Source organism: Corynebacterium sp. UMB6689, from assembly GCF_030215295.1.
GTDB lineage: Bacteria > Actinomycetota > Actinomycetes > Mycobacteriales > Mycobacteriaceae > Corynebacterium > Corynebacterium aurimucosum.
This window is the reverse complement of the sequence record NZ_JASOLS010000031.1, coordinates 1-21380: the sequence shown is the minus strand read 5'-3', so window position 1 is coordinate 21380 and position 21380 is coordinate 1. Positions and strand designations below refer to the sequence as shown.

The window sequence follows — 21380 nt, the reverse complement described above, 5'->3', positions numbered from 1 at the left end:
CCGGACGCTCCTAAATCCACACGAAATGTCCCTTAGTGCGACACGCCGCAAATCCACACGAAATGTCCCTTAAGCCTGAACAATGTAGAAGTGCATGGTCGCCAATTATAAGAAAAAGAGTGGCAAGCTCATCGTGCTTGCCACTCTTTGAGTGGTACCCCGTACGGGATTTGAACCCGTGTTACCGGCGTGAGAGGCCGGCGTCCTAGGCCGCTAGACGAACGGGGCTTAGAACTGTGACGACGTACTGTAACGTGCAGTGCCACGTTACATCGCTATCACTGCTGGCCTACCAGGACTCGAACCTAGAATGACGGTACCAGAAACCGTTGTGTTGCCAATTACACCATAGGCCATTATTGCTTTGAACTGGCCGAGGCTTTAACCCCTCGCCGCTCGCTGCAACGGTTTATTACTATATCCAGCACTGCCAATACACACAAATCGCCAGTTCAGAAAGCATTTTCGGGGCGTTAGGAATGAAACCTAACGCCCCGAAATGACAGCCATGTGAGACTACTAAATGGATCTACTCAGCGCTCCACGGCGTGAGAGCACGCGCAGCCTTAAGGCGAGCCAGAGTAGACTCCTTGCCCAGCAACTCCATGGACTCAAACAGCGGCGGGGAGACCTGCTGGCCAGAGATTGCTACACGCAGGGCGCCGTAGGCCTTGCGTGGCTTGAGGCCGAGGTCGTCGATAAGCGCGGCGGAGAGAACCTTCTCAATCTCCTCCGTCTTCCACTCCCCGAGCTCCTCCAGCTTGGCGATGGAAACCTCCAGCGGCTGCACTGCTTCTTCCTTGAGGTTCTTGCGTGCTGCCTTCTCATCCAGTTCCAGTTCGGCATCCGGCGTGGTGAGGAAGGACATGAGCCCATAGGCGTCAGACAGCGTCTTGATGCGGGTCTGCACCAGATCTGCAGCGAAAGCGAACTTCTCTTCCAGATAGTCGGCCGGGAAGTCGGTGTACTCAGTCAGGTAGTCGCGCAGGCGCTGCGCAAAGTCTGCTGGCTCCAGCAGACGGATGTGGTCGGCATTAATGGCCTCGAGCTTCTTCTGGTCGAAGCGAGCTGGGTTACCCAACACGTCGTGAACGTCGAAGTTGGCGATGAGCTCGTCAACGGAGAAGATGTCCTGGTCGGCAGACAGGGACCAACCCAAAAGCGACAGGTAGTTGAGCATGCCCTCCGGGATAATGCCGTTGTCGCGGTGGTTGAACAGGTTGGACTGTGGGTCACGCTTGGACAGTTTCTTATTGCCTTCACCCATCACGAAGGGCAGGTGCCCAAACTCGGGAGTCTGCTTGGCAATACCAAGCTCCACGAGCGCCTCATAGAGGGCGAGCTGACGCGGCGTGGAGGACAGTAGGTCTTCACCGCGCAGGACGTGGGTAACTCCCATGAGGGCATCGTCGACCGGGTTAACCAGCGTGTAGAGCGGCGCACCGTTCGAGCGCGCCACGACATAGTCCGGCTGGGTCTCCGACTTGAAAGTCATCTCGCCGCGCACCAGGTCATTCCAGGACCAATCCTTGTCCGGCATGCGCAGGCGCCAAACCGGCTTGCGGCCTTCTGCCTCGAAGGCGTCGATCTGCTCTTGAGTGAGGTCGCGGTCGAAATTGTCGTAGCCCAGCTGCGGGTCGCGGCCGGCCGCCTTATGGCGCTCCTGAACCTCTTCGTTGGTGGAGTAGGCCGGATAGACATAGCCGCCATCCTTGAGCTTCTGCAGGACATCTGCGTAGATGTCCATGCGCTGCGACTGACGGTAAGGCTCATCCGGGCCACCGACGTTAACACCTTCATCCCAGCCCAACCCGAGCCAGTTCAGGGAGTCGATGATGGCCTGGTAGGACTCCTCAGAGTCACGGGCAGCATCGGTGTCCTCGATGCGGAAGATGAGCGTACCGCCAGTGTGACGGGCATAGGCCCAGTTGAACAGAGCCGTGCGGACCATGCCCACGTGGGGCGTGCCGGTAGGCGAAGGGCAGAAACGGACGCGGACGTCGGATGTCGGTTTAGTCATGTCCCCCATCGTAGTTCAGCGCCTCCCCACTGCACTGGCCGCCCCACTTGGGGGTAATTGAACCCCGTTTCCACTAAGCGTGAACTGGGCTTTCTGCGCAAGCTTAACGGGACTGAATTCCATTACCTATAGTGAAATTCTCGCCAAAGAACTGAAGAAAGGTCCCAGACTGTGGCTCGAACTCGCTATGTGGCGCTTTTAACCTGCGCCACGCTTCTCTTCTCCCCCGCTACCGCCGTCGCTGGTCCCGACGACGGCAAACACGTAGCCACTCAGACACATATTGATTCTCCCAAGGCTTTCTGGGAGGGCAATGCTCTCAACCTCAAGAGCCATTCTGCACAGTCCAACCACGACCTAGCCGATACCGTCACCTGGGTAGGCAAAGGCTGGAACCAGAACGGCACCAACCAATACCAGTTCACCGTGCCTCAGGACCCTGCGCTCGCTTTTGTGGGAAAGCCGGGTGAAACGTATTACATGGCGCCTGCCAGTGTCCAAGGCAGCCTGGACCCGGTGTGGATGGGCTTCGGCGCCGACACAGAGCTGCCTGTTGACGACTTCCGCGACAACATTGCTTCCCTGGACCTCTTAAGCGTTGACGGACCCGGCGATGTCGAGATGTTTGGCTACTACCCCGGACCCGGCGGACTGCAGCGTTTCTTTGGAACCACCGAGGGCGCTCCACATTCCGCATGGCTGACCAGCGGCACGCATACCCACAACTACACCGTATTTTCTAAACCTGGACGCTATGAGCTCACCTATCAAACGAGCGCGCGGGGCAAGGATGGTTCATTGATTACCTCCCAGCCCACGACCACGTCGATCCAAGTCGGCGGACAGCGGCCCGTTGATGAAAAAACGCCTTCCCTCAAAGAGCGCTTTGACCAGGCCTCCTCCGGCGATGCCAGCCAGAAGGACTACCGCCTGAGCATCACGCCCAAGAAATCCGGGGACAAGGATGGGGATGAGCGCCTTTCCTCCATCGATTTCGCTGGCGGCAGCGACGGCACTCTGACACTGCTGATCGACGGCTACTTCCTCACCGATCTAGCCGTGAAAGATGGCAAGGCACACTTCGATGAATTCTTAGGACCCGAGGCTTCAACAATCCAAGCTGTGTACACCCCGGAGGACGGCAGCCCGCGCTGGGTGAGCGAGGAGCTCGCCTACTCTGCAAACGCAGAGCTTTCCACCACCTCGAAGACGTCTGCGGACTCCTGGACCGAAACCACTAACCCCCGCCAGCTCTTCTCCGGAGAAGAGGTTTCGCTATCTGACACGGGGCTGTCCGCACGCGCTGTTCCGGAGGGCGAAGACGCCACCCGCATCATCCTGGAGGCAGCCGATAAGAACCTGGAAGGCTACGTGCACGGCGGCTTCTTTAGCAAGGGAAGTTCGCTTCCCGACATCGATTTCGACGGCACGATCACCCGCGGCCGCGCGGAATTTGTCGTCGCCGCCGATGCAAACTTCAACGGCAATACCGTACGCCTCGATATTCTTCCGCACCCGAGCATCACGCAAGAGTCCGGCAGCATCACACTGACCGACAATTTCGCCTTCGGGCAAAAGTACGAGGGAGCGGGCAAACTCGGCGCTGGGGCTCAGGCTCCTGCGCCAGCCCCGGATAACAGCCCGAAACCGGACGCAGGAGAACACACTGGTACCTGTGCTGACAAGGTGGTACTTGACCGCGGCCACGTCGACATTGCGGTCACCCGTGAGGGTGATGAGTTCCTCACCCGCTTGAAGGATGAAACGGCCCTCGTGGACAAGAAGGCCGTCGAGCGTCCGCTCGATGACGTGGTCCTCGCGGTGCACGACAACGCCCTGCGCTCCCGCCCCGCCGCACTTAAGGGCAAGGACTTCGATTACCTAGGCAAGGAAAAGTTCTTCCTCCTCCCACAGACCCAGGAGCAGAGCATCATCTGGCCGGGCTATAACACCCAGGCCCTCAACTACAAGGACTATAAAGACGGCAAAGTCACGCTCAACATCAAGCCCGTGGAGATGCCAGAGGGTGCGCAGGTAGGCCTTTTCACTGCCGAAGGCTTGGGCAAGGTTTTCACCCCGCTGATCAATTCCGCCGAGGGTGACTACTCCATCGAGACCACTTTTGCTTCGCACACCCACACCAATTGGGCGTTTACCAAGCCAGGCATGTACAAGCTTGAGGTCACCTATTCGGCCACCACCACAGAGGGCAAGGACATCTCCTCTGCTCCCCAAACGCTCACCGTCGCAGCGGGCGATGCCGCAATCAAAGACTGTGCGAACTCGAAGGACGGAAACGAAGGCGAAGACACCCCGAAGCCTGGTGGCAAGAAACCCGGAGATAAACCAGGCGATAAGAAGCCAGACGATAACCAGCCTGGTGGCCAGAAAGACAAGACATCCTCTCTGCCCAAACTCGAGGGCCTGTGGGGCCTGGTACTCCCAGTTGTCTTGGCCATCATCTTCCAAGGCTTCCTCAACTTCTACAACGATCACCGTGACCAGATTGCGGCGCGGTTCAATGGCCTTCTTCCCCGCTAGAAAGGACACACTGGATTGCACTCCACACCACCCGCTGCTCAGCGCTTGAACTTGCGCCAGAGCAGTGCACTGCAGAAAACCAGCGCCGCCGTGTTCACGTTCACCGTTGCCGTGGCGATGCTTGTGGCCGTCCTTGGCTATCCTGCGCCAGCCCGCGCCGACAGCGAGCTCATCGATTCCGGACATGTCGATGCCTTTTATGTCTCCGCGCCGGGCGGTCAACTGACCTTGTCGATGAAGGAGGATGTCACCGGCAGTGGTGTTCTCCGGCCCGGCAACGATGTCATCCTCAAAGTCGCAGAAGAAGCATGGAGCGAGGCGACCGAGCGCATCGACGGCATTGGTATACCCACGTATTACCTCCCCCAAACCCAAGACAGCTCGCTGCTCTGGCCGGGTTGGGATACCCAAGCGGCACAATCTGCTGGCTACAAAGACGTTAACTTCGAATTCGTCGAGGTCACTGGGCCTGGTGACGTCTTTATCTTCGAAACGGCTGGCTTCGGCGATATCCAACCGGTCACCGATGCCGGTGAGCTCGATCTCGTTTCTGGTGACGTCATCAACCAGGCGTACCCGGCGCATCGCCACGTTAACTGGGCTTTTAGTGAACCTGGTATCTACACCATGACTGTCCAAGCGGAATCCAACGGCGATACGAGTAATCAGGTCACCTATACCTGGGATGTCGGTGATGGTGACTCAGCACCCCAGGAGTCCGGGGACGGGGAAACCAGCACCGATCATGGGGATGACGGTACCGAAGACAACCACGAGGCAGAGCTGAGCGACGCCTCCCCTAAGCAACCGGCATCCTCTTCCTCCGGAACACGCCCGGGAGGTGGAAACGCTGGAGGCGGTACCCGCCGTGCGGCATCCGCAGGCGGAACCAGGAACGCGAAGCAACAGGCAAGCAGCAAGGAGCGTAAAGAGCGCGGAGAAAGGAAAGAGCGCAAGCCTTCTCGCCGATCCGCCGAAGCCGCGGACGGGGAGAATGTGGACACCGTCGCTGCGGCCGGCTACTACGACAGCGGGCAAAACCTGCTGCCGTGGGGCATCGGAATCCTCGGCCTGGGCATGCTTGTGCTGGGCCTGGCGCTGGCGCGCCTCGCGCTCATGAAGGGCCGCGACTAATGCCACTGAAGGTTCGCACTCGGACGCAGTACACCGCGCTTCTTTCCGCCATCTTTCTCGGCGCGTCCATGGTGAGTGGCTGCGCGAGCTCCGCCAGCGGAGACGATGGGAAGGTGAAGGTGGTGGCGACGACGCCGATACTGGGGGACGTCGCCAAGCACGTAGCAGGTGAGGATGCCACAGTGACCACGCTGATTCCTGCGGGAAAGGATCCACATACCTTTGAGCCGAGCCTGCGCTCGGTGCGCGATATCGCTAACGCCGACGTATTGCTGTCCAATGGTTTTCTCCTCGAGCCGCAAAGCCTGCTGAAGTCCTTGCGGGAGTCATCGGATGTGCCCGTCACTGAAGTGGCGGACCAAGCATCCACCCACGGCGCGAAGCTCGTCCCCTTGGTAGAAAACGTTACCCTCGATGCGGTATGGCTGGGATTGCGTGTGCGCAACGCAGCCCCAGGTACCACGAGCGTCGACATGCGTCTGCTCGATGTGGAAGGCCCCGGCGATGTCGCGGCCTACGTAGTCTCTACATTCGGTACACCTGAGCCGCTCTTTAACAGCGCTGAAGGGATTGACCAGCACAACGATTCCACGACGCTGCCGGCTAATGCTCACACGCACGTCTCCTGGGCTTTCAACAAGCCCGGAATTTACCGGCTGAGCTTCGGTGCAACAGATAGTTCGCCACAGGAGTTCACAGTGGCGGTGGGCGTAAGCGCACCTGAGGGGATGCACGCGCTCGATGCAGGTCACGTCGATATCACCGCGGACATGGCTACAGGAAAACTCGACTTGGAGGATCAAGGCGAGCGTTTTGATCCGAACACCACGGTGCTCAGCATCCCGAATTCCGCTCTCCAACAGATACCGCCGGATCCCTCCTACCGTTTCTTGGGCCGGCCCGGGGATGAGACCTATCTCCTGCCCCAAGCTGTCTTGGGCAAGCACATTCACGGCGAAGTAGACCCACATCTGTGGCATAACGCCGCCAATGTCATCAGCTTTACCGAGGTTATCGCTGAGCAACTTGCGCAAACGGATCCCTCGCACGGCACGGACTACCGTGCTCGCGCACAGGACTACATCGCACAACTGCGAGCCGTCGATGCAGAGGTTCGTCAGCTCATCTCTGCCATTCCTGAGCACAACCGCCACCTCGTCACACCCCACCACGGATACGCCTACCTGGAGCAAGGCTACGGCATTGATATCGCGGGTTTCGTTAGCCCCAACCCGGCCATCGAGCCCTCGCCGCGCGATGTCATCGCGCTGCGCCGCACCTTGGAAAACCTCCAGCTTCCCGCGGTGTTCGTGGAACCGACCCAACAAGCCAGTGCAGACGTCATTAGGGAGGCCGCCGATTCCCTCGGGGTGGCGGTGTGCCCCATTTACGGTGACACCCTCGATGACGCCGTACCGACGTATCTCGATCTAATGCGTTTCAATGCACACTCACTCAACCGCTGCCTTGGCAGCACAACAAAGGAATCTCATGTCTAATCGCACCATCCGAACTTTCACTATGCCGCTTGCGGCAGCACTGAGCGCCGCAGCGCTGGCCTTCGCGCCCTCCGCCGCCTGGGCCGGGGATCTGGCTCAAGTTGTCAGCTCCGACGAAGAGGTGGCGGCACCAGGAACTGCTGCCGCCATCGATCACGGCCACGTCGACCTAGGCCTGCTGCTTAATGAAGGCCACGCAGAGTTCCTCGCCCGTGACGATTCGGCCGAAACACCCGTGTGGCGTCAACCCGACGATATGGTCTTCCAGGTGGGCGACAACGCCCTGCTAACCCTGCCTGAGGACAAGGCTTTCTCCTTCGTCGGCGCCGAGCCCGGTTCGCAGGTTTGGGTCGTTCCACAAACGGAGCAGGCTGATGTGCCGTGGCTAGGTTGGAATACCCAGGCCCCCTCTCTAGAAGCGAACGTTGAGAGAGGAGTCACTATGGAGTTCCTCGGGCACCAAGGACCAGGTGAATTCTCCCTCTTCTTGCAGAACGGCGGCTTCGAGGAACCACAGTTGCTATGGTCCACCGCCACCGGGAACTCAGAAGGCTTCTGGGTCGACTTGGGCACGCATACCCACGCCAATTGGGTGTTCACTGAGCCCGGCATCCACCAGGTGCGGGTCCGCATGAGCGGCGAAGGCGCGGGCGAAAGCGCCGGCAGCGAGGTAGCCGCCGAGGCTACGTTGACCTTTGCTGTAGGTGATGAAACGGATGTCGCACAAGCTCAGGCAACAGAATGGGATCCGAACGCTGAATCCTCTACCGATCCAAGCTCTGCCTCGGCATCCGTGCCGGTATGGATCTGGGCACTGGCCGGCGTGGGCGTCCTCGTTCTTATCGGTGCCATTATCGCCGTCGTGCGTGCGAAGGGCGGCCAGCGTGACTAGCCCCCTCATTGCAGTCAAGGACCTGTCCGTTTCGCTCTCCGGCCGCAGGGTCATCGACGCCGCTAACCTGTCCGTTCACCCCGGCGAGTTCATCGGGCTCCTCGGCCCCAACGGCGCGGGCAAAACCACGCTGATGCGCGCCATCTTGGGTCTCGTCCCCTTCACTGGGACCATCGACGTGGGCACCTCGCTGGGGTATGTCCCGCAGCGCCACGACGTGGAATGGGACTTCCCCATCAGCGTGTCCAACGCTGTGCTGAGCGGACGCACCGGACTTGTGGGTTGGTTCCGTCGTCCGGGACGTGCTGATAAACAGGCCGCCCGCCGGGCCATCGAGCTCACCAACTTGGAGGAATTCGCACGACGCCCCATCGCGCAGTTGTCCGGTGGCCAACGTCAGCGTGTACTCATCGCCCGGGCCTTAGCCTGCGAGCCTGAGGTACTGCTTCTCGACGAACCATTTACCGGCCTCGACGCCCCCAACACTGAAGAGCTCCTACTTCTCTTTGACAAACTCACCGCCGATGGCACCAGCGTTGTCATGTCCACGCACAACCTCTCGGAGGCCGCGCATTCCTGCTCGCGGCTCGTGCTGTTTAACCGGGGAATCATCGCGGATGGTCCAGCGGAAACACTGCGCATGACCTCGCAGCCCTGGAGCGACACGTTCGGGGTCTCAGCTTCTTCTCCATTGCTTTCTGCGATTGGGGTGGCAGCATGATCGACATTTCACTCATCGAGTTCTTCCAGGATCTCACCAACCCACACTTGGACTTCCTGGCGCGTGCGGTGGGAATTTCTATCCTCGCTGCCATCGTGTGCGGCGTGGTGGGATGCTATGTCGTGCTGCGCGGCATGTCTTTCATCGGTGATGCTGTTTCCCACGCGGTCTTCCCGGGGCTGGCCATTGCCTTCGTGCTCCAAGGCTCAGTCTTGCTGGGCGGCGCCGTGGCGGGCTGCACCGTCGCGGTGCTCATCGCATGCTTCTCCCAGCGGCGCACCGTGCGCGAGGATTCCGTCATCGGAATCTTCTTTGCCGCCGCCTTCGCCCTCGGCATGGTGATCATCTCCCGAGTAGACGGCTATACAGCCTCGCTCACCAGCTTTCTCTTTGGCTCGCTCACGGGTGTCTCCCGCGCGGACCTCTACACCGCGTTCACCGTCACGGTGCTCATCGTGGCCACGGTTCTTCTCCTTGGCCCCCAGCTCACCGCCACCTGCTTGGACAAGGAAACCGCCCGCGCAATGGGTCTTCCTGTCTTTGCTCTGGACATCGTGCTCTACCTCTGTGTTACGGGCGCAGTGGTTATCTCCGTAGGCACCATCGGCAACGTCCTCGTCCTCGCGCTGCTTATCACCCCAGCCGCGACCGCCCGCCTGCTCTGTGACTCGCTGGGCTCGATGATGTTCGCAGCCGCGGCGATCGGCTCCTTGGGTAGCTTCTTCGGAATCTACCTGGCATGGGCCATTGACCTTCCCGCCGGTGCCACCATCGTTCTACTCCTTACCGCCTGTTTCCTCGTGGCATGGGTGCTCTCCCCTCTCATGCACTCCCGCCGCGCTTCCGCATCCGCCTCGACATCACACACCCCAAAGGAGACCTTGTCCGCATGAACATTCTCCCAATGACACGCATGATCTACCGTCCCCTCGCCTTGACCGCAACCGCTGCTCTAGCGCTGAGCTCCCCGATGCTCGTTCACGCTGCACCGCCCGCCCTCGCGGCCGAGCAAGCGAGCGACACTTCCTGTGATGCTGACTCCCTCCACGCCTTCAGCCGCGGACACCAAGACCTCGCTTTGGTCGGTGACTCCGGGGACCTGTCCTTTATAGCCCGCGATGATGAATCCGGTGAGGACTATGCCTCTGGGGAGTTCTACGTAGAAGTAGGCAGCAACGCCGCTTTCGATGAATCAGCGGGCAGCGATATTCCATCGAGTGGTTGGCAAATCCCCCAAACCCAAGATCCGAATATCCCCTGGGTGGGGTTCAACACCAGCTACCTCGACGAGGCCACTGCGGCCGATGCCACTTTATCCTTAACGCTACACAGCGGCCCGGAAGGCGGACGTATGGTGGGCTTCCAGAACTCCGTGGGTGCTGACCCGACCGTGCTTTTTGACTCCGAGAACCCGGATATCACGTGGGACTATCCTGATCATTTCCACAGTCACACCGGGATCATCTTTAGCGAGCCGGGCGCCTATGCTGCCACTTTTACCTTCACCCTCAACGATGGCTCCGAGCACTCTATTGATGTGCCTTTCTTGGTAGGTGGCGCGGACACCTCTGAGCTTTGCCAGCTGGAGTGGGGCTCGGGCGAAGGTGGCAGCGGTGGCTCGGGAAGCCCGAAAAACCGCCCTCAGCAGCTGGCCAAGGACATTAATGACACTTCCAAGTCCATTGCGCAGTTAGATAAGACGATGGACAAGACCTTCAAAGAGGCCGATACCTTCTTCAACGGCGGGAAACCCTCCGATGCGAAGAATGCGAAGGAGGAAAAGAACTCAGAGCGCTCCACACGGGCCAGCGCGCGGAAGGACACGAAACCACAGAAAGAAACAGGGTCGAAAGAGCCAAGCGCTCCCAGCTCTGCGACTGCGCAAGGCCGCAACCCGGCCCCCAACGCTACAGCCCACACTGCACAAGAACCGAGAGATTCGGCACAGCGTGGGTCCTCGCGCAGCACATCGTCCGCCGACGCCAAGGACTCGACGCGCAGCGCCGCGTCCAACCGCGAAAGGAATGCCAGGAAAGAAGCAGCGGCACAACGCCCGGCATCTGACGCGCCAGAACAGTATGCTGACGGCGGAAACATCCAGGCTACGAGCTATGGAGCCCCGATGGTGGGCTTCTGGGCGGGCTTTCTGGCGGGCATGGGTTCGCTGGCCCTGCTGCTAGGAATTGGGCTTTTCATCGCCGTGCAATTCTTCCGCCCGCGCAAGCGCGACTAGCACTACCGCCATGCGCACAGCCTGTAAGGAGGGGGATCTGGTTTCGGCACTAGCGCAGCAAACAACTAGAGTTATTCCTTATGTGTGAAAACAGACCCTCTACCGCCCCTGACTTCCTCCTGTCCCGCGCGACGGGGTCTGTGCGTACCCAAGGATCAGTGGCCACCTTCAGCGATGTTGACGCTGCCGTAGCTGCTCTGCGTGCCGGCACGGCACCCATGGTTGTCGGCGCGCTGCCCTTCCACAAGGGTGACCCAGTGGCACTGACCGTGCCGCGCAGCATCATCCGCGAGGACGGGCCACTCGAACCACACGCCTATTACCGCAGCGGTACGTTCAACGCGCGCGTGACTGGGTTTGACCCAGAGCCGGAGGAGCACCTGCGCCGCATCGAGGCGGCCATTGCCACGATCGAGGCCTCCAAACTGGATAAGGTGGTGCTTGCACGCGCCGTCGACATCGAGTTCAATGCCCCTGTGGATCCGCTCCTCGTCGCCGCGCGACTCATTGATTTATCTTCCCACCGCGATGGCTTTATCGCCGACCTCACTCCGGCTGGACGCCCTGGCGCAATGTTCGTCGGATCCTCCCCAGAAGTGCTGGTCAAGAAGCAGGGATCAACGGTTACAGCTTTCCCCCTAGCCGGCTCCGCACCCCGCCAGGCTGATAAGGCACGCGATATCAAAGCGGGCCAAGACCTCCACAACTCAGCAAAGGACCTGCGCGAACACGCCTTCGTGGTGGACCATATCCGCCGGATTCTGCAGCCTCTGTGCGAGACCCTCGATGCCCCCACGTCTCCGCAGCTGACCTCCACCAATGAGATGTGGCATCTGGGAACGCCGATCGCGGGAACCCTTAAGGATTCGAGCATTACTGCCCTCGAGTTGGCCGAGCTGGTCTACCCCACCCCTGCTATTTGTGGCACCCCCACTGAGGCCGCACAAGCGCTTATCGAAACCGCTGAAACCGACCGCGGCTTCTACGCCGGCGCGGTCGGCTGGTGCGATGATTCCGGCGACGGCGAATACATGGTAGCCATCCGCTGCGCCGAGGTGGCCGGCGATGGCCTCTCCGCCCGCGCGTGGGCTGGCGGAGGAATCGTCGTGGATTCCGACCCGACGGCCGAGCTTCAGGAAACCACGGCTAAGCTGCGCACCATTTTGCGCGCGCTCAACCTCTAAAGCAGCTTTTAGGCTCGCTCGATCGGGTTCTTCAGGCTACCCACGCCGGGGATCTCAACTTCGATGGTATCGCCCGGCACCATCGGCGCCGTGCCAGCCGGGGAACCCGTCGTGATGACATCACCCGGCAGCAGCGTGTAGGACTGCGAGATCTCAGCGATGATGTCACCCATCTTCACAATCATCTGATCCGTATTGGAATCCTGCTTCTGCTCTCGCTTGCCCTCGTGAGTGAGGTAGGCGTTAATCTTCTGATTATCGAGATTGATGCAGTCCAAGTCCGTCTCAATCCACGGGCCCAGCGGGCAGAAGGTATCGATGCCCTTCGCACGTGCCCACTGGCCATCCTGGAACTGCAGGTCACGCGAAGAAACATCGTTACAGATCGTGTAGCCGACGACGTGATCGCGCCACTTCTCTGGATCAATATTCTTTGACACCTTGGAAATCACCACGGCGAGCTCGCCCTCGAACTCAACGTTGGTAGCGAACTCCGGAATCTTGATGGGTGCACCGGGGCCGATGACCGAGGTGGAGGGCTTGATAAAGATCGTCGGCGGCAGGTGCTCCGCGGATTCCTTGAAGACTTCCGCCACGTGGTCGGCGTAGTTGCGGCCCAGAGCTACGACCTTGGTGGGCAGGGCCGGCGCCAGCAGGCGTACTTCACTCAGCGGCCACTCACGGCCAGTCGGCTCCGGTGGGGTAAACGGTGTGCCGGAAATTTCCTTCGCCACCAGCTGGTCAAGCGGGGCGTCGGCGGGGCCATCAATGATGGCGAAACAGATACCTTCGGTGTGAGCAATTCGTCCTAAACGCATAACGGCCATACTACTCGCAAGGATTTTTAACTCGCGATCAGGGGTCTTGAGTAAAGGTTGCAAAGATTGCAATGCTTCTACTGGCATCAAGTTCCGCGGCGAGCACCTTCGCACAGGCCTAGCGCTGGGCGACGTCCCCTAAGGTCACCGCCCGTGTGTGTCCCCGCTGCGCAAGGTATAACTCAGCACAGGCCAAGGCATCACTGAGCGCATTGTGGCTTCCATAACGCGGTAGACCATAACGCGCGCGCACGCGGGGCAGGCGCAAATCTTCTCCGCGCGGGTAGGTTCCCATGCGCTCCATGTGGCGCCGCTCGAGCGCAAAGGTATCAACCACGCTCAGTCGCGGGCGCTCCCCAAAGACCTCACGGGAGGCAGCTTCAATAAACCCCACCTCCAAGGCCGCGAAATGCGCGAGTAGTGCGCGTCCCTGCAGAGCTTGGCGCAATTGCGTCACCGCGATACTTAGCTCCTCGCCGGCATCAATGACCTCCTGCGTCAGCAGGTGGACATGTGCATCCTCGGCCACCTGCGCGCCGCGAACCACGGTATAGCCGGCACCAGATAAGTCGATGACTCCCCCGTTAACCGGCACCCAGCCAATGGAGACAATCTTTCCTTTTCGCGGGTCTAGGCTCGTGGTCTCCATGTCTACGGCAAGCAAATCCAGTTCATCGAGCGGGGTGCCTCGTCCTGGCGCGCCCCAATCCGCACGCCGTCTCCAGGGGCTCCACATCTAGATATTCCTCACCGGATACTTCGTGGCCAACGCATTCTGCATCGACTTGATGGCACGGAAAGCATCGCGCAGGTGCTCTCGCTCCATGCGGCCGAGGCCCTTGGGGTCGATGTGATAATCCGGCTGCTGGCCCTCCCGCAGCTGGCGGGCTTGATGCTGGAAGGACAGGGAACGCAGGTAGTCGAAGGCGTCGAGAAGCTCCTGTGCGCCCTGTCGGCTCACCGTACTACCCGCTGCTTCCCTGAGCCGTTGGCGCGTGTCCACCACGGTGGAACCGGAGGCCAGGGCGAAGAGACGGGCCATCTGCACGATGCCCGCTGTTCCGCCCTTTTTGATATTGAGGGTGTTTTCGTAGTCGCCATCGCGCTCCACCACAAGCCCCCGGAAGAAGGTCAGCGGTGGCTCACGGCGCGCGGCCAAGCTAGCTAGGTGGGCGTGCAAGCGCGTTGCCCCTTGTCCCATTTCCACGGCCGCAGTGTGAACTTCCCGGCCCAGCGCCTCGCTTCCATAGAGAACCCGGAAGTCGAAGAAGATTTGCGCGTTGAGCAGCGCCTCCGGTTGAGGGTCTCGAATCCACCGACGGAAGGTATCGATCCATTGGGAGCGCGTCATCCGCCACTGATTGGTCATGGCCATCATGTCCCCAGGACACAGGATCTGCCCGGCGTCGGCTAAGCCCTGGCACACAAAGGAACTAAGCCGCGCAAAATACTCCCCATGCGCAGCGGCATCGAAATCATCCGCGAGGACAAGCGCATTATCCTGGTCCGAGGCCAGCGCCATCTCTCGCCTTCCCTGCGAGCCCACGGCCACGAAGGCATACTCCACAGGCGGAGGACCGAGCTCCTCCTCCGCCAGCGTGCACAAGCGTCGTGCCATAGCATCGGCGGCAAGCGTGACCAGGCTCGAGGCTTCCGCCGGTGTGGAGCCGCGTTCCACGAAGCGCCCGGCTAGGCGCGTGGCCTCATTGAAGGCACCATTCAGCTCTGCAACACTGGAGCGCCGTGAAAGATCCGCAGCGAGGTAGACCGGATCATTGTGCAGCAGCCGGGTAACGTCCGACTGTGTCACTATCCCCTGCAGGGTGCCTTCTTTGACCACCGGCAAATGGCGGATTCGGCGCTCGGCCATGTGCAGCAGGGCCTCCATGGCCGGGGCATCTGCCGATACTGTGAGGGGCTGCGGCGTCATGATCTCCCCTACCGGCTCGGCAGGGTCGCGCTGGGCGGCGAGCACCCGGGTTCGCAAATCGCGGTCGGTAAGGATTCCGGTGAGACGCTTGTCTGACTCCGGGCCCGCTTTCACGACGAGTAACGAAGAAACGCCATGCTCTGTCATCAGCAGAGCAGCTTCGCGGATGGTAGTTGCGGCTGGCGTCGTCAACACGTCAGTCCGAATGAGCTCCCTCAGCGGCGTGCGGAGCACGTCTGTTGGTGCGGATTCGGTGAGCTCCCGCGCTGCTGCTCGGATCTGGCGGGACTGCGCTGAAAAGAAACGCGCGATGTCAGGGTTGCGCTCCGCGAGTTGGCTAAAGGCCTCCTGCGGGAGGGTGAAGACAAGGCTGTCTTCCACCGCGACCATCTCATAGGCAGAGACCGGCTCTCCCTGCAGTGTGGAGTAGCCAAAGGTAAGGCCAGATTCGCGGCGGTCCAGTAACACGCCTTCCTCTCCCACCACATCAATCGCACCGGTGCGGATGATGTGGAGATGAGCATTCTCTTCCCCCATCTTTATGGGAATATCCCCGCGGCGCAGGTAGATCATGCTCAGCTGTGAGGACAGGGCGGTGAGCTCTTCCTCCGGCAGACGGGAGAAAGGCTCATGCTGGGCGAGGAAGCTAGTGACCTCGTCTATTTCGACGCTCATGCGCCAACCATACAGCGCTAGGCACTGAGCGCGGCGGCGATTCGATCACCAATTTCAGGGGTATGCGCCTGTGCTCCTCCGCGGGCGGAAACATTGGCCGCCACGGCCTCTTCGATGCGCACGGCGTTGTCCTCGTCTCCGAGGTGGCGCAGCAGCATCGCCGCGGACAAGATCGCCGCGGTGGGATCCGCAATCCCCTTGCCCGCAATGTCCGGTGCAGAACCGTGGACCGGCTCAAACATGGAGGGATTAGCCCCGGAGGCATCAATATTTCCGGAGGCGGCCAAGCCGATACCTCCGGTGACCGCGCCCGCCAAGTCAGTCAGGATGTCACCAAAGAGGTTGTCAGTAACGATGACGTCATAGCGCGCAGGGTCGGTGACCATGTAGATGGTTGCGGCATCGATGTGGTTGTAGTCCACGCTAACCTCAGGGAATTCCTGCGCCACCTCGTCCACCGTACGCTGCCAGAGTCCGCCGGCATTAACAAGGACATTGGTCTTGTGCACCAAAGTCACGTGCTTGCGGCGGCCCATTGCGCGCTGGAAGGCATCACGCACCACGCGTTCAACGCCGAAGCGCGTGTTCTGCGAAACCTCTGAGGCCACCTCGTGTTCGGTTCCCTCGCGCAGCGTGCCGCCGTTACCGCAGTACAGACCTTCGGTGCCTTCGCGCACGACGACGAAATCAATATCACCCGGGTTCGCCAGCGGCGAGGTGGACGTTGGGTACAGCTTGGAGGGGCGCAGGTTAACGTGATGGTCGAGGGCGAAACGCATCTTCAGCAGCAGGCCGCGCTCCAAGACACCAGGCGGAACCTCACCGGGTGCGCCAATCGCACCGAGCAGGATGGCGTCGTGCTCGCGCAGGGATGCCAGGTCGGCGTCGGTAAGCAGCTCCCCGTTGCGCAGGTAGCGCCTAGCACCGAGGTCATAGTCAGTGACCTCGATATCCTGGCGAACCGCGCGCAGGACCTTCAATGCCTCCGCGGTTACCTCAGGACCAATGCCGTCGCCACCAATCACTGCTAGTTTCATTTTGTGGGATTCCTTTCTCACATATTGGATACATGTGAGCGTACCACTCTCCACACTTCGGCGACGGAGAAACCCCCGTGAAGAACCACGGTGGATCCTTCACGGGGGCTGTTGCGAAAAGCTTAGCGCTGTGGGCTATGCGTCCAAGTCGAGCTGGCGGCAGGTAGCACCCAGCGCCGCGTTGATGTCCTCGACCAGCTCCTCCGCCACCTCACGTTCGACGCGCAGGATGAGCACAGCATCGGAGGCTTCCTTACCCTGGGTCAGGGCGGCAGCCACGATGTTGATTCCAGCAGCGCCCAGCTTGGTGCCCACGGTTCCCAGTGCGCCCGGGGCATCCTTGTAGGAGAAGAAGAGGTTGCGGCCGGTAGCGCGCATGTCGACGCCGCGGCCGTTGATGCGGACAATCTTCTCCACACCATCGATACCAGTCAAGGCACCGGTGAGCTGGGAAACCAGACCGTTCGGGCCGATGACCTTCACGCGCACCGAAGAGCGGTGGCCCTTCGACTCCACGTTGGTCTTAACATCCACGGTCACGCCGCGGCTTTCGGCGATCTTCATGGCGTTGACAAAAGTAACGGTTTCCGAAACCACGCCGGAGAACACGCCGCGAACGGCAGACAAACCAAGCGCTGAGACTTCTTCATTGGCCAGCTCACCACACGCCTCCACCTCGATGACGACGGGCGCTGCACCCAGGAGGTTTCCGGCAACGAGACCAAGCTTCCGCGTCAGATCCAGCCAACCGGATACCTCCTCGCCGACCTTGCCGCCTTCAACATTGACAGCGTCGGCCACGAACTCACCGGCCAGCGCCTTCAACACGGATGCGGCGACGTCGGTACCCGCACGGTCCTGCGCCTCTACCGTGGAAGCACCAAGGTGCGGAGACACGGTTACCTGCGGCAGCTCGAAGAGTGGGGAGTCGGTGCAGGGCTCGGAAGCATACACGTCGAAGCCCGCGCCGCGGTGGTGGCCCGACTTGATGGACTCTGCCAGCGCTGCCTCATCAACCAAGCCACCGCGGGCGGCGTTGATAATAATCTGACCCTTCTTGGCCTTAGCCAAGAGCTCAGCATCAAACATGCCGGCGGTCTCCGGCGTCTTAGGCAGGTGAATGGTCACGAAATCAGAGCGGGACATGAGATCCTCAAGGCTCACCAGCTCTACACCCAGCGCTGCTGCGCGAGCCGGGTTGGCATAAGGGTCATAGGCAATGACGGTGGTTTCAAAAGCCAGCAAACGCTGTGCGAAGAGCTGGCCGATGTGGCCGAAGCCGACGATGCCGATGGTCTTGCCATAGATCTCGACGCCCTTGAAGGAGGAACGCTTCCACTCCCCCTGACGCAGAGACTGATCTGCTGCCGGCACCTGGCGGGCGGTGGCTAGAAGCAGTGCGATGGCCTGCTCACACGCGGAGTGAATGTTGGAGGTCGGCGCGTTGACAACCATGACGCCGCGCTCGGTGGCAGCGGGGATATCAACATTGTCCAAACCGACACCAGCGCGGCCCACAATCTTGAGGTTCTCCGCAGCGGCCAGCACCTCCGCATCCACAGTCGTGGCGGAGCGGACGAGGAGGGCGTCAGCCTCCGGCACCGCGGCGAGCAGCTCCGCACGATTTGGACCATCTACCCAGCGGACCTCGACGGTGTCCCCGAGAGCATCGACGGTGGATTCTGCAAGCTTATCGGCGATAAGAACGACCGGCTTCGACATAACTTCCTTTACTAGTCAGAATTGGAGATGCCGAGAAGTGTAGTTTATTCTTTCCAGCCCTGAGTGATTTTATGCGTGAATTCTGTCACTGAACCGAATTCCGGACCAAGGGCCACGATCGGCCCGTCTGATAGTCCAGCTGTAATCGCCGCGCCGGCCTTCGTCGCCGTCGGATCCGGGTCCTCCATCACGAACACCGTACCGCCATATGCGGTGGCATTCACCACATTGGCTAAGGGGCTATCTTTCGTCGCCACTATTACCGGTGCCATCTGCGCATCACGGCGCGCTTGCGCGGGAATCGCCGGCATCTTCTCCTTGGTAAGATGCTGCGGCAGCGGCTCCCACGCGGCCTTGAGCTCCGTTTTCGTAGAGGAATCCAAGCGCGCGATGTTATCAACCATGCGCTCACGGTTCATCACTACTTTGGAATCAAAACGAAAAGCGGTGTACTCCCCCAACGCCTTGGTGTTTCCTGGGTCGTGGATGACCTCGAGTTGCCCGCTCTGGCTAGCCCACGGGACGTTGCCGATAACCAGGATTCGGTCAACATCAAGGTCATTGAGCAGTTGTGAAATCTGCGGGCGAATCGAATCGTCGTAGGTCACCATGGGAACGCGCTGCGACACGCTCAACGTCGCTGCGCGCAAGGCCGCAGCATCCGTCTCCTCGGCGAGGATCAGCGAATTGCTCTCCTTGAAAAATAAACGTGCCGAATCGATTCCCCAACGGTCCCCAACAACGGTGACTTCATCGGCGAATTGAGGATCAATGAGCCGCAGGCGGTTTTCCTCGCTCGCGCGAGCCAGATCAATCTCAGACTCAGGGAGAGCGGTGATGTCTTGAGTCAAGAGGGGCTCACCGCGTCCCAGCGATGAGCACCCTACGGCTCCCAGAGCGGTCATGCCCAGCAGTAGCGCCGCGGAGACGGCCTTTAGCCCACGTAGAAATGGAATCTTAACGAGCAAAGGCCTGCGGCCCCTCCTCGCCACCAGAGAGATTCGCCTCGTCCACGTCACGCACTACCTTTTTGTTCAGCGCGTATTCAACGATGCCAACGAAGCGCTCGCGGCGGTCAGCAAAGAACTGGTGCACAGTCTTTGCGGTCAGCAGCTCTGGTTCCAGTTCGTGGGAGGCCAGCACGCTATCGAACTCAGCATCCTCCATGATCGATTTCGACTGCACGCGCGGCAGGTAGCGCTCGGGCGAATGCCCATCGATGACAACCTCGGTGCGTTTGCCCATCGGAGTGCGGTTCAGCACGGAGTTTGCCAGCACGCCGCTGACGCCGTGGCGCTCGCACCAGCGAAGTGGGAAGACGGGGAAGAAGCCCGGCTGCAGCTCCTCAAAGCTATGGCGGCTAAATGGACGGCCCGTACGCCAGTCCTTTGCGCCACGAGCCATGAGCAGGGCGTACAGGCCGTGCCACACTCCGTCGTGCTCTCCTACCGACAACAGGCGGGACTCGCGGAAGGAGGCATCACGGACGGTCTTCGGAATATCCTCGGTGTCGCCTGCAACCCATGCGGTGACCTCGTCGACATCGCGTGCGGCACGTAGCTTCACGGCCGACGAGCCGTAGAGCTCACCAAAGACGCCGCTCCAGAACCACTGGTTGAGGCGGTCCCAGGATTCCTGGCTCGACAGCACGCCCTTCTTCTCCGCCAGACGTGCCAAGATCACCGCCAGCGGAATGATCTGCTCGGAATAGGGCACCTGCTCCAAAGATAGGATGCAGCGCTCAGCTAAGAATTCAGCCACCTCACGGAAAGTAATCACTAGGGTTTGCGAAGCCTTGCGGTACTCCGACAGCGAGAGCTGCAGGATATCCTCGCGCTGGCCGCCAGCGTTGCCCTTCTCCCCCGACACCAGCAAAGACACTGCCGACAAGAACTCATTACGGCCAATGCCGTCGAGCGCTCGGAAGGCACGCAGCTGCTTCTCGACGGCCGCCCAATCCTCCGCCAGGTGAAAGTCCGGGTCCTCCGAGGCAAAGACTGCGGTGAGGAGATCGAAGACATCCATCTGCAAACCAGCCGAGTTCACCTGCGCGAAGATGGAGCCAATGCCAGCGCGCGCAGTCTCACGAGAAAGACGGATCATCGGCACAGTGTAGCCGGACAGGGGGCGCAGAATCCGGTTGTTGAAGGCAGCAACAACATCGCGATTGGCGCCGTCATTAGCTGCCGCGAGCTCGAAGAGCATGCTAGTGCCCTCCTCGCTCAGGAGCGCGGAGACGGGAATGCAGCATGCTTCCACGGCGGCCTCACGGCTGTTCAAAGAAGACTCGAGCTCTGGCGCGAAGTGGGAGCGCAGCTCGCCGTGTTGGTTGATCGCGAAGACGGCCTCATCCGGCATGATGTCCTCGGAGGTCGCCTTATGCAAGTCTACAAAGTACTTGCGGGAAACCTTCTTGGAACGAAAATCAGTGGTATCGACAAAACCCTCGCCACGGAAGCAGTGGTACAGAGTGGTCAACCTCTGCTGACCATCGAGCAGAAGCAGACCGGGGTTTACCCCGGTATTGGGCGCACCTGCGAGCGGCCGCGGCCGAAAGCGCATAGCCTCGTTGCGGGTATCCAAGGCCATAAATGCGCCGAGCGGGTAGCCGCGCAGGACAGTGACGATCAACGATCGGATGCGGTCCTCGTCCCAAGAATAGGAGCGCTGGAAATCGGGAAGCTGAATATCACCGCGATCGATGCGGGCGAAGAGGTCATTAAGGTCATAGCTTGGCGTAGAGAAACCCATGGCCTCAACCCTACTCTCGGATGTGGGAATGTGCCCGTTTGTGCGCGAACATCACAAAACAAAAGATTCCCGTTGACCACTGCACACAGGCCAACGGGAATCTTCAGATAAACGCGGTTTAGGCAGTTGCGTCCAGCGGATTCTTTACCCAGCTCATAAGTTTCGCGGGAATCGCCTACCAGCGGGAACCGGATACTCGCTGGTCAGAGTTGTGCCACTAGTG

General features: G+C 60.4%; 16 protein-coding genes and 2 tRNA genes. 8 read left to right on the top strand and 10 right to left on the bottom strand.

Going from position 1 to position 21380, the window contains the following annotated elements:
- Window positions 1-152: 152 nt before the first annotated feature.
- The 3 genes from QP363_RS12225 to gltX all read right to left on the bottom strand — a co-directional run bounded on the left by QP363_RS12225 (window position 153) and on the right by gltX (window position 2029).
- Window positions 153-228 (bottom strand) — tRNA-Glu (locus tag QP363_RS12225).
- Between the two features lie 56 nt (window positions 229-284).
- Window positions 285-356: transfer RNA gene (locus QP363_RS12220), tRNA-Gln, on the bottom strand.
- Window positions 357-529: 173 nt separating this feature from the next.
- Window positions 530-2029 carry a glutamate--tRNA ligase gene (gltX, locus tag QP363_RS12215; RefSeq protein WP_284764701.1) on the bottom strand — a complete coding sequence of 500 codons (1500 nt, stop codon included), beginning with the start codon at window positions 2027-2029 and terminating at the stop codon, window positions 530-532.
- A gap of 162 nt (window positions 2030-2191) precedes the next feature.
- Between gltX and QP363_RS12210 the strand changes: the two genes are divergently transcribed.
- From QP363_RS12210 to QP363_RS12175, 8 genes are all read left to right on the top strand, one after another.
- Window positions 2192-4561, top strand: coding sequence for a choice-of-anchor M domain-containing protein (locus tag QP363_RS12210; RefSeq protein WP_070730332.1), 2370 nt, complete (start codon window positions 2192-2194; stop codon window positions 4559-4561).
- A 15-nt stretch (window positions 4562-4576) separates the two neighbouring features.
- Entirely contained in the window at window positions 4577-5695 is a 1119-nt protein-coding gene (locus QP363_RS12205) for a choice-of-anchor M domain-containing protein (protein ID WP_070643357.1), read from the top strand.
- Window positions 5695-7194: an anchored repeat ABC transporter, substrate-binding protein gene (locus QP363_RS12200; protein ID WP_070643355.1), complete on the top strand. Its 1500-nt coding sequence runs from the start codon at window positions 5695-5697 to the stop codon at window positions 7192-7194. Before QP363_RS12205 ends, QP363_RS12200 begins: the two co-directional genes overlap by 1 nt.
- On the top strand, window positions 7187-8086 hold the full coding sequence (locus tag QP363_RS12195; RefSeq protein ID WP_083313785.1) for a choice-of-anchor M domain-containing protein: 900 nt from the start codon (window positions 7187-7189) through the stop codon (window positions 8084-8086). Before QP363_RS12200 ends, QP363_RS12195 begins: the two co-directional genes overlap by 8 nt.
- Window positions 8079-8807, top strand: coding sequence for an anchored repeat-type ABC transporter ATP-binding subunit (locus QP363_RS12190; RefSeq protein WP_070730336.1), 729 nt, complete (start codon window positions 8079-8081; stop codon window positions 8805-8807). Before QP363_RS12195 ends, QP363_RS12190 begins: the two co-directional genes overlap by 8 nt.
- Window positions 8804-9700, top strand: a complete 897-nt coding sequence (locus QP363_RS12185) for an anchored repeat-type ABC transporter permease subunit (protein ID WP_070643347.1) — start codon at window positions 8804-8806, stop codon at window positions 9698-9700. The genes QP363_RS12190 and QP363_RS12185 overlap by 4 nt, the downstream gene beginning before the upstream one ends.
- Entirely contained in the window at window positions 9697-11040 is a 1344-nt protein-coding gene (locus tag QP363_RS12180) for a choice-of-anchor M domain-containing protein (RefSeq protein ID WP_070643344.1), read from the top strand. The genes QP363_RS12185 and QP363_RS12180 overlap by 4 nt, the downstream gene beginning before the upstream one ends.
- An 80-nt stretch (window positions 11041-11120) precedes the next feature.
- Window positions 11121-12224 (top strand): isochorismate synthase MenF, encoded by a 1104-nt coding sequence (locus tag QP363_RS12175; RefSeq protein WP_070730337.1) that lies wholly within the window; start codon window positions 11121-11123, stop codon window positions 12222-12224.
- Window positions 12225-12232: 8 nt separating this feature from the next.
- On the opposite strand, the gene QP363_RS12170 is transcribed toward QP363_RS12175, so the two are convergent.
- The 7 genes from QP363_RS12170 to QP363_RS12140 all read right to left on the bottom strand — a co-directional run bounded on the left by QP363_RS12170 (window position 12233) and on the right by QP363_RS12140 (window position 21157).
- Complete coding sequence (locus QP363_RS12170; RefSeq protein ID WP_284764700.1) at window positions 12233-13042, bottom strand: fumarylacetoacetate hydrolase family protein; 810 nt, start codon at window positions 13040-13042, stop codon at window positions 12233-12235.
- 118 nt (window positions 13043-13160) lie between these two features.
- The gene (locus QP363_RS12165; protein ID WP_070447617.1) at window positions 13161-13778 is read right to left on the bottom strand and encodes an exonuclease domain-containing protein; all 618 of its coding nucleotides are present in this window, start codon (window positions 13776-13778) and stop codon (window positions 13161-13163) included.
- A complete protein-coding gene (locus tag QP363_RS12160; RefSeq protein ID WP_284764699.1) occupies window positions 13779-15647 on the bottom strand; it encodes a DUF294 nucleotidyltransferase-like domain-containing protein in 1869 nt (622 codons plus the stop codon).
- Between the two features lie 17 nt (window positions 15648-15664).
- Complete coding sequence (locus tag QP363_RS12155) at window positions 15665-16684, bottom strand: 3-isopropylmalate dehydrogenase (protein WP_070730340.1); 1020 nt, start codon at window positions 16682-16684, stop codon at window positions 15665-15667.
- A 135-nt stretch (window positions 16685-16819) separates the two neighbouring features.
- Window positions 16820-18406, bottom strand: a complete 1587-nt coding sequence (gene serA, locus QP363_RS12150) for a phosphoglycerate dehydrogenase (protein WP_284764698.1) — start codon at window positions 18404-18406, stop codon at window positions 16820-16822.
- Between the two features lie 44 nt (window positions 18407-18450).
- The gene (locus QP363_RS12145; protein WP_246822987.1) at window positions 18451-19374 is read right to left on the bottom strand and encodes a hypothetical protein; all 924 of its coding nucleotides are present in this window, start codon (window positions 19372-19374) and stop codon (window positions 18451-18453) included.
- Window positions 19364-21157 carry a DUF262 domain-containing protein gene (locus QP363_RS12140; RefSeq protein ID WP_070730342.1) on the bottom strand — a complete coding sequence of 598 codons (1794 nt, stop codon included), beginning with the start codon at window positions 21155-21157 and terminating at the stop codon, window positions 19364-19366. The genes QP363_RS12145 and QP363_RS12140 overlap by 11 nt, the downstream gene beginning before the upstream one ends.
- Between the last annotated feature and the right edge of the window lie 223 nt (window positions 21158-21380).